Source organism: uncultured Cardiobacterium sp., from assembly GCF_938028185.1.
In the GTDB taxonomy this organism is placed as follows: Bacteria; Pseudomonadota; Gammaproteobacteria; order Cardiobacteriales; family Cardiobacteriaceae; genus Cardiobacterium.
Window position 1 is genome coordinate 1 of the sequence record NZ_CALJAH010000403.1, and the last position, 1,198, is coordinate 1,198.

The following is a 1,198-nucleotide window of genomic DNA, read 5'->3' on the forward strand; positions in this document are numbered from 1 at the left end:
CGTCCCGTCCATGCCGCGCAAATAACGCCCCCAGGCACGCAGCCGCTGCACCCGCTCCCGCGCATCACAATCCGGCATCTTGACCGCGAGCGGCGCGCTCAACTCGACCAGCCGCTCCTCACGGTGCGCGTCCGCATACGCGGCAAAATCCATCAATACCCGCTGCTCCTGCCGCGACAGCCGCCACGGCGGCGGCAACACCTCGCCCGGCTGCAACACCCGCGCGGCGGGCGCGGGTGCCTTCCTGAAAATCACCACCGTCCCCGCCATCCAGTCGCCGAGCCGCTGATTCCGAGGGCTCACCAACAAGGCGAGCGTACCGACAGCAAAAAACGCGGGCAGCCAGTCCAAATAACGCAGCACATTGCGCCACGCCGCCTGCGCGGCAGAAAGCGGCATCAAATCGGCGCCGATGACCTGCAAATTGCACCAGCGCTTGCCCGGTGTTACCCCGGCACACAACCACTCAAACAAAAAGAAATATCCCCAGATGAGGACAAAAGTGAGCGCGAGAAAAATGCCGTGCGCCGCCGCGCTGCCGCCAAAGAGCCGCACCGACAAAAAAGCCAGCACAAACACCCCGGCCACAATCAACAACATATCGCACAACAGCGCCTGCGCCCGCGACAGCGGATCGGCCAGCACCGCAACCAGCTGCACCCCCTCCGGGGTTTCCACATAAAGCGCGTCGTCGAGGAGCACCCTTAGCCACCAGCCCGCGAAGCCAATTGCGCAACCAAGCCAAGACCACCAAACACAATAGTGAGTAACATCAGCACACCGAGCAGGCGAATAATCTTCATCTGCGCCTCGCAGGCGCGCTCAATATCGCCTGCCTCACCGCTATCCATCGCCGCCGTACACGCCTTGTAATAAGCACGAAACAGAACAATCTGCCAAATCCCCATCGCCAGCGTAAAAAGATGCGAAAAAATCTTGCCCGGTTCGAGGAAAAATCCCAATAACGTAAAAAGTACGCTGATAATCATCACAACAAACATGACAAAGCTCCAGCGGGCAGCCTTGGGGAAATGTTCCAAAAGCGTATTCATAAAAAATCCCTGTCTCCAGATAACAAAAACCGTTATAAGCGCAGCCCGATAATGGCAAAAACAAACAACACAATATCCAGAATAGCAACTATCTTGAAGAAAGAAGTGCTGCTGATAAAACACTGCTCCGCATCATCCATATTGCC

General features: G+C 57.2%; 2 protein-coding genes. Both read right to left on the reverse strand.

What is annotated here, in order from left to right; translation table 11 throughout:
• The coding region (locus tag Q0349_RS11825) for an RDD family protein (RefSeq protein ID WP_298081197.1) at positions 1–702 on the reverse strand (702 nt) is incomplete at its 3' end.
• Positions 703–704: 2 nt separating this feature from the next.
• The gene (locus Q0349_RS11830; RefSeq protein WP_298081198.1) at positions 705–1,052 is read right to left on the reverse strand and encodes a hypothetical protein; all 348 of its coding nucleotides are present in this window, start codon (positions 1,050–1,052) and stop codon (positions 705–707) included.
• Between the last annotated feature and the right edge of the window lie 146 nt (positions 1,053–1,198).

Bases quoted from the DNA above. Each gene is read 5' to 3' on its own strand.
- Q0349_RS11830 (WP_298081198.1), bottom strand. From the start codon at position 1,052: ATGAATACGCTTTTGGAACATTTCCCCAAGGCTGCCCGCTGGAGCTTT.